The 6793-nt window shown below is 65.0% G+C and carries 6 protein-coding genes; 3 read left to right on the forward strand and 3 right to left on the reverse strand.

The genetic code is table 11. From position 1 onward, the window contains the following. Positions 1-2 precede the first annotated feature (2 nt). The 3 genes from AAHK20_RS13400 to AAHK20_RS13410 form a co-directional block, all read right to left on the reverse strand. The gene (locus AAHK20_RS13400) at positions 3-923 is read right to left on the reverse strand and encodes a hypothetical protein (RefSeq protein WP_449181934.1); all 921 of its coding nucleotides are present in this window, start codon (positions 921-923) and stop codon (positions 3-5) included. Positions 924-1027: 104 nt separating this feature from the next. After that, positions 1028-1408: a DUF2946 domain-containing protein gene (locus AAHK20_RS13405; protein WP_449181935.1), complete on the reverse strand. Its 381-nt coding sequence runs from the start codon at positions 1406-1408 to the stop codon at positions 1028-1030. A 217-nt stretch (positions 1409-1625) separates the two neighbouring features. Next, positions 1626-3056: an aminotransferase-like domain-containing protein gene (locus AAHK20_RS13410; protein ID WP_449181936.1), complete on the reverse strand. Its 1431-nt coding sequence runs from the start codon at positions 3054-3056 to the stop codon at positions 1626-1628. Positions 3057-3225: 169 nt separating this feature from the next. Here AAHK20_RS13410 and AAHK20_RS13415 point away from each other — a divergent pair, with 169 nt between their 5' ends. The 3 genes from AAHK20_RS13415 to AAHK20_RS13425 all read left to right on the forward strand — a co-directional run bounded on the left by AAHK20_RS13415 (position 3226) and on the right by AAHK20_RS13425 (position 6546). Then, complete coding sequence (locus tag AAHK20_RS13415; RefSeq protein WP_449181937.1) at positions 3226-4362, forward strand: mandelate racemase/muconate lactonizing enzyme family protein; 1137 nt, start codon at positions 3226-3228, stop codon at positions 4360-4362. Positions 4363-4402: 40 nt separating this feature from the next. After that, entirely contained in the window at positions 4403-5446 is a 1044-nt protein-coding gene (locus tag AAHK20_RS13420; RefSeq protein WP_449181938.1) for an ABC transporter substrate-binding protein, read from the forward strand. Positions 5447-5538: 92 nt separating this feature from the next. Then, entirely contained in the window at positions 5539-6546 is a 1008-nt protein-coding gene (locus tag AAHK20_RS13425; protein WP_449181939.1) for an ABC transporter permease, read from the forward strand. Positions 6547-6793: the final 247 nt, after the last annotated feature.

Consider the following 6793-nt stretch of genomic DNA (forward strand, 5'->3'; position numbering starts at 1 on the left):
GGTCAGAAGAGCGGTTTGCCCACGGAGTTGGGGAGGATGTCGTCGAAATAGATATGGGCTTGCACCAAGATACCCGTGTGCGTGCCGGTCCTGCTATTGACGGGAATCTGTGCTTCCACGCCGAATTGGCCATAGCGGTTCAGCCAAATCAGCCCTGGGTTGATCGTGCCCGTCGTCTGTCCGGCGCACGCGCCTGCCGTGCAGGTGCTCATCGGAAATTCGACGACCGGGATCAGATTGGCGAGCGGCTGCGGTAGCCCGAGATCCTTCACCTGCTGCTGCAGGTACGGGATGCTGTATTGCAGCGTCAAGCCCCAGCCAAGCGAGTTCGGTCCCTGGTCCGACGACGCGGTCGTCAAGTTCGGGCCGATCGTGCCGGTGATGGCGAGCGGCCGCAGGTAGCCAAGCGACGCCGGCAGGTCGCCGAAGCCCTTGCCGAAATAAACGGTCGGGGTGAATGTCGAAAACGAACTTCCGATCGCTTTCGACCCGGTGCCGCCGAGAGTTGCGAGGAGCCCGACCGACGCCATGAACTCGTGCCGTGCATTCGCGTAGACGAGATATTTCGCGCCGAGCGTGAAATCATCCCAGCCTTTCGCGCTCCCGTCTGGCGAGTTCTGGCTCGTGTAGTTGCTCGCGATGCTGAACGCGAGGTTCTTCGTGATCAGCTTGTCCCACTCGTACGAAACGGTGTTGACGTTGACGTCGCCACTGTCGCCGGGCGCCTTGATATGGCCGTACTGCAGGTTGAATTCGTCGCCGACGCCAGGATCGTCGACGGCCATCGTCGCGGGAAAGACCCGGTCGCCGACGACCGCATGAGCGTCGGCCGCGGGCGAACCCGCGAGGCAGGCCGCCGCGCCGACGGCCGAGCAGACGGCCGTGGAGAGACGCGCCGGCCTCCGTTTGAGAAACGTGCGCATGATGTTCCTTTCGAACCATATGACGTATCGCCGCTCACTCGCGCGACGATACCGCAACGCCATCAGGCGTTGCGAGATTTATCGGTGAATTGGATAGATTCGAATCAGGAACGCACGGGCGGCGCGCGCGGCTGGGCGGCCGTGAAGAGAGGCGCGGCGCGCACTTCCTCGCGCTGGGAAAAGACCGGCGCGCGCGTAGCGGTGAGCGTGGGTGAGAACGTGGCGGCCACGCCCGGCAGCACCGGCACGTGAGCCAGCAAGCCGCAATATGCGCAGGCTTGCCAATGCAGCAGCGCATGCGAGTCGGGCGACTGGCCGTCGCCGGTATCACCCGATGCTGGTTGCGCCGTGCAATACGCGGCGAGCGCGAGATCGACGCGATCGCGCGAAGCCAGCGCCTGCGACACCGTCGGCGCGAGCGTGCTCATCAGGATTGCGAGCAATCCGAGGAGGCTTCCGATCTTCTGCAGACGGCGGCGGAACATGCTGGCGGCGAGCGCTAAGGGTCAACTAAGGGACAACGGGAGTCAATGTCGACGGGCGACGATGAGGCTCGGATTATGTGATACGCGCCCCGCCCCGCACAAGTGGCCTAGACGGATGTTGCGGATCAGCCGCGATCGCACCCGGCTTATTGTGGAGTACGCAACTGACCGGCTTCGTATTCCCGGCGGCCAGTGAAACATCCGCCCGCTCGCGCCGTCAGGGCGTATAAGGCGCTGCCACTTCGCCTTCGAGCCCATGCTCGAGCGTCGCGCGAATGATCGACAGCCCGCGCGTGAGCGCCGCGATCGAACGCGCCCCCGTCATGCAGATCCGCACCGCATGCGGCGCCGCATTGCGGCCGATGACGAAGCTGTCGGCCGTCTTCACGAGCACGCCCTCCTGCCGCAACGCCGCGGCGAATTCGGCCGCGCGCCACGGCTCGGGCAACGGCAACCACAGATGCGAACTCGTCTCCGCGCACCGATAGGGAACACCCGCGAGCACCTCGCGCGCGACCGTCTGCTGCGTCTCGATGTACGCGCGCTGCAGGCCGTCGAGCCGCTCGATCTCGCCGTTGCCGATCCAGCGCGCCGCAATCTCGGCGAGCAGCGGCGCCGTCATCCAGCAGTCGCTGCGCAGCACGGCGGCGATCTTCGAGCACCACGCCTGCGGCGCCTGCACGTAGCCCACGCGCAAGCCCGGCGCCACTGATTTCGCGAGCCCCGTGATCAGAAACGACTGTTCGGGCAATCGCGCCGAGATCGGCGCGGGCGGCGCTTCGAGAAGCATGGCCGGGACGATGTCCTCGATCAGCAGCACGCCGTAGTGGCTGAGGATCGACGCGACCGCATCGCGCCGCTCGGCCGACATCGTCGCGGTGGTCGGATTGTGGATCGTCGGCACGCAGAAGATCGCGCGCGGATGCAGCGACTTGCACGCGAGGTCGAGCGCGGCGGGCACGATCCCTTCGTGATCGACCTCGACGCCGACGAGATGCAGCCGCAACTGCCGCGCTAGTCCGATGATGCCGGGGTAGCTGACGATCTCGGCGAGCACGGTGTCGCCGGGGCGCGTCACCGCACGCAGCACCGATGCCAACGCGTGCTGCGCGCCCTGCGTGACCAGCACGCGCGCGGGGTTCGCGGCCGCCATGCCGGCGCGCGCTAGCAGCGTTGCGCCCGCCTCGCGATGGCGCATGAGTCCGGCCTCGGGCACGTATTGCAGCAATTCGGAGGCGAGCGCCTCGTCGCCCGCGATCTCGCGCAAGGCCGTAACGAGCACCTGCGCTTCTGCAGTCGGTTGCGGCACGTTTTGTCCGAGATCGATCAGCGCCGACGACGCAGGCGCCGAGCCGCGCGCCACAGACGGCGCCGCGGCAGCCGACGCCTCTCTCGCGCGGGCCTGCGCGACATAGGTGCCGTCGCCGACGCGCGCATTCGCGAGGCCCTGCCGCTCCAGCTCGGCGTAGGCCCGACTGATCGTGCCGGTCGTCACGCGCAACTCGCTCGCGAGCGACCGGTGCGGCGGCAGCTTTTCGCCGGCGGGTAACTGGCCGTTGAGGATGGCCTGTGCAAACGCACGCGCGATCACCTGATATTTAGGGTCGCTTCCTGTCTCCAGTTTCGGCAGCCACGTGTTCATTGCCATGGGCAGCTCCTTATGTATTGACGCATTATGCGCGTGCCCCTGGCCGGAATGAATGCAGTCATTTACTTCGATTGACGCGATTGAGTTGCGGCTTTAGCCCTCATAGGATGCACTCAATACACATATTGAAGCGTCGCCCGACGACTTCCCGCCTTGGAGACAGGCAGAGATGACGGACACCCCCCGCATCACCCGGATCGACATCACGCACCACCAGCTCGAACTCGACCCGCCGTTCCCGGCGTCCTGGGATAGCCAGCCGCGCCGCAAATTTCCCGCCACGATCGTGCGCGTCCACGACGACGCTGGCCATGTCGGCATCGGCTCCGGCGACGCGATGTACGGCTTCGCCGACTACGAGCAGTTGTTCATCGGCGCCGATCCGCTCGATCTCCCCCGCCACAGCGCCGTGCTCGACAACATCGGTTTTCATGCGGGCCGCCCCTGGCCGCTCGATATCGCGCTGTGGGACCTCGCCGGCAAGATTCGTGGCGAGCCGTGCTGGAAGATGATGGGCGGCCGCGCGAATCGCGTGCGCGCGTATGCGTCGAGCGGCGTGCACCGCCACCCCGACGACATGGCGAAGATGGCGCGCCACGTGATCGAACGCGGCTTTCCGGCGCTCAAGATCCGCTTCGGCCGCACGCGCCTTGCCGACGATCTCGACACGCTCGCCGCCGTGCGCGACGCCGTCGGCGACAAGCTCGAGCTGATGGTCGACTGCAACCAGGGCTGGCGCATGCCGTGGGACACCAAGGCGCCGTGGACCGTCGACGAAGCGCTCGCCGTCGCCCGCGAACTCGAAAAGCAAAACGTCTACTGGATGGAGGAGCCGCTGCACCGCGGCGACTACGACGGCTACGCGAAGCTGCGCCAGCAAACGCCGGTGCGCATCGCGGGCGGCGAGCTCACGCGCGAACGTTACGAGTTCGACCAGCTGCTTGCGCGCGAATGTCTCGACGTCGTGCAACCGGACGTCGCCTGCACGCTCGGCATGGAAGGCCTGCGCAAGCTCGCGCAGGCCGTGGAATCGCACGGCAAGGTGTTCACGCCGCACACCTGGGGCAACGGCATCGGCCTTGCCGCCAACCTGCATCTGACGGCGGGCGCCGCGTCCGCGCCGTTCATCGAGTTTCCGTATGACCCGCCCGAATGGTCGATCGAGCGCCGCGACTTCATGTTGAAAGACCCTATCGACATCGACCGCGAAGGGTGGCTGAATTTGTCGGATGCACCAGGATTGGGCCTGGCGATCGACGAAGCCGCGCTCGACGCCACGCTCGCCAAGCGCAGCACCTACGCCTGAAAAGGCGCCCCCCGTATAAACACACCACCAGGAGACAAGCATGCAAATCAAACAATGGATGCGCGCATCGTGCATCGCGCTGGCAGCGGGCGCATTGATGCCCGCCGTCGCGCACGCCGGTACGTGGTGCTCGGCCGGCAAGCCGGTGCGCTTTGCGGGCGTCACGTGGGAAAGCGGCTCGTTCACGACGGAAGTGCTGCGCTTCATCACCGAAAAGGGCTACGGCTGCAAGACCGACACCGTGCCGGGCAGCACCGCGGCCACTGAAACCGCGCTCGCGCGCAACGATCTCCAAGTGTGGGCCGAACAGTGGACCGGCCGTTCCGAAATCATCTCGAAGGCCGTCAAGGACGGCAACGTGAAGCTGCTCGGCGATACGCTGCCCGGCGGCACGAACGAAGGCTGGTTCGTGCCCGAGTACGTGATCAAGGGTGACCCTGCGCGCAACATCAAGCCGGTCGCGGCGAACCTCGCGTCGGTGTCCGATCTGCCGAAATACAAGGACGTCTTCCCCGATGACGAAGAACCGGGCAAGGGCCGTTTCCTGAACTGCCCGTCCGGCTGGGATTGCGAGCGCGTGAACACGCGTCTCTTGAAGGTGCTCAAGCTCGACGACAGCTACACCGACTTCCGCCCCGGCACGGGCGCGGCGCTCGACGCGGCGATCGCGTCGGCTTACGAGCGCGGCAAGCCGATCGTCTTCTACTACTGGGAGCCGGCCGCGCTGATGGCGAAGTACAAGTTCGTGCAGTTGAAGATGCCGCCGTTTGACCAGAAGTGCTGGGAAACGCTGCGCGCGGACAATAGCGCGTCGCAATGCGCGTCGTCCTACCTGGTCTCGCACTTGAAGGTCGGTGTGTCGACGCCGTTCTATCAAGCCGAGCCGGAACTGATGACGGCCTACTCGAAGGTCAGCTTCTCGATGGACTTCCTCAACAAGACCATCCTCGAAATGACCAGCAAGAAGATCGACGGCCCGACGATGGCGCGCCAGTTCCTGAAGGATCACCCTGAGATGTGGAAGCAGTGGGTGCCGGCCGACGTCGCCCAGAAGGTGCAGGCTGGGCTCGCCAGTTCGTCGTAAGCGAGTTGGCATCGAGCAGCCGTTGAGCATCGGCGCGGGCCTGCCGTCCATCGCATTGATGGGGCAGGCCTGCGTGTCCGGGAGGTAACACCATGAATTCGATCTTTCTTCACCTGTCGATTGCCGACTGGGTGAACGACAAAGTGCAGTCGTTCGTCTCGGCGTACGGAGACAGCTTCCACAACTTCAGCGTCACGATCCTGCGCTACCTGCTGGTGCCGATCGAAATGGCGCTGCGCTCCGTGCCGCCGTGGCTGATCCTGATCGCGGTCGGGCTGCTCGCATGGAATGCGACGCGGCGCATCGGCATCGCCGCGTTTTTCGTGCTGCTGCTCTACGTGATCGGCTGCTTCGGGCTGTGGGAAAAGCTGATGCAGACGCTCGCGATCATGCTGGTGGCGACCGTGCTGTCGGTCGCGCTCGGCGTGCCGCTCGGCATTCTGACGTCGCGCAGCGCGTGGCTCAGGCGCATCCTGCTGCCGATCCTCGACATCATGCAGACGCTGCCGAGCTTCGTGTACTTGATTCCGGTGCTGATGTTGTTCGGCCTCGGCAAAGTGCCGGCGATCTTCGCGACGATCATCTATGCCCTGCCGCCTTTGATCCGCTTGACCGATCTCGGCATCCGGCACGTGGACGCCGAAGTCGTCGAGGCGGCTCGCGCGTTCGGCACGACACGCTGGCAATTGCTGATCAATGTGCAAATGCCGCTGGCGCGGCCAAGCATCATGGCCGGTATCAATCAGACGACGATGATGGCGTTGTCGATGGTCGTGATCGCATCGATGATCGGTGCGCGCGGGCTCGGTGAAGACGTGCTCGCTGGCATTCAAACGCTCGACGTCGGCAAGGGCATGCAGGCCGGCATCGCAATCGTAATTCTCGCGATCGTCATCGACCGCATCAGCCAGGGCTACGGCCAGGACCGTCGCACGCGCCGTTTGCTTGCGATGAAGAAGCGCTCGAAAGCGGCCTCGCGCGTGCCGTATCACAACGCGGCGGCCGGCGCGAACATCGATGCGGCCGAGACCTCGGCAAGCAGCGAAGAAGGCGCCGATACGGAAGCGACGAGCGGCTACACGACGAAACCCGCGAAATAAGCGGGTGGCAAGCAGTCAGGCAGAAAAGCGGCCCCTACGTCATTACGCCGCAAGCAATCGGAAGCAAAGGAGTTCCTTATGGCAGCGATCGAAGTCAAGCACGTCTACAAGCTCTTCGGCCACGAAAGCGGTCACGCGCGCGTGCTCGACCTGCTAAGAAGCGGCAAAGGCAAGGCCGAAGTGCTCGCGCAAACCGGCTGCAACGTCGGCCTGAACGACGTGAGCCTGCATATCGGGTCCGGCGAGA

Source organism: Trinickia camelliae (assembly GCF_053525655.1).

Excerpts from the sequence above, each read along its gene's own strand:
- AAHK20_RS13400 (WP_449181934.1), bottom strand. The coding sequence starts at position 923 with ATGCGCACGTTTCTCAAACGGAGGCCGGCGCGTCTCTCCACGGCCGTC.
- AAHK20_RS13405 (WP_449181935.1), bottom strand. The coding sequence starts at position 1,408 with ATGTTCCGCCGCCGTCTGCAGAAGATCGGAAGCCTCCTCGGATTGCTC.
- AAHK20_RS13410 (WP_449181936.1), bottom strand. The coding sequence starts at position 3,056 with ATGGCAATGAACACGTGGCTGCCGAAACTGGAGACAGGAAGCGACCCT.
- AAHK20_RS13415 (WP_449181937.1), top strand. The coding sequence starts at position 3,226 with ATGACGGACACCCCCCGCATCACCCGGATCGACATCACGCACCACCAG.
- AAHK20_RS13420 (WP_449181938.1), top strand. The coding sequence starts at position 4,403 with ATGCAAATCAAACAATGGATGCGCGCATCGTGCATCGCGCTGGCAGCG.
- AAHK20_RS13425 (WP_449181939.1), top strand. The coding sequence starts at position 5,539 with ATGAATTCGATCTTTCTTCACCTGTCGATTGCCGACTGGGTGAACGAC.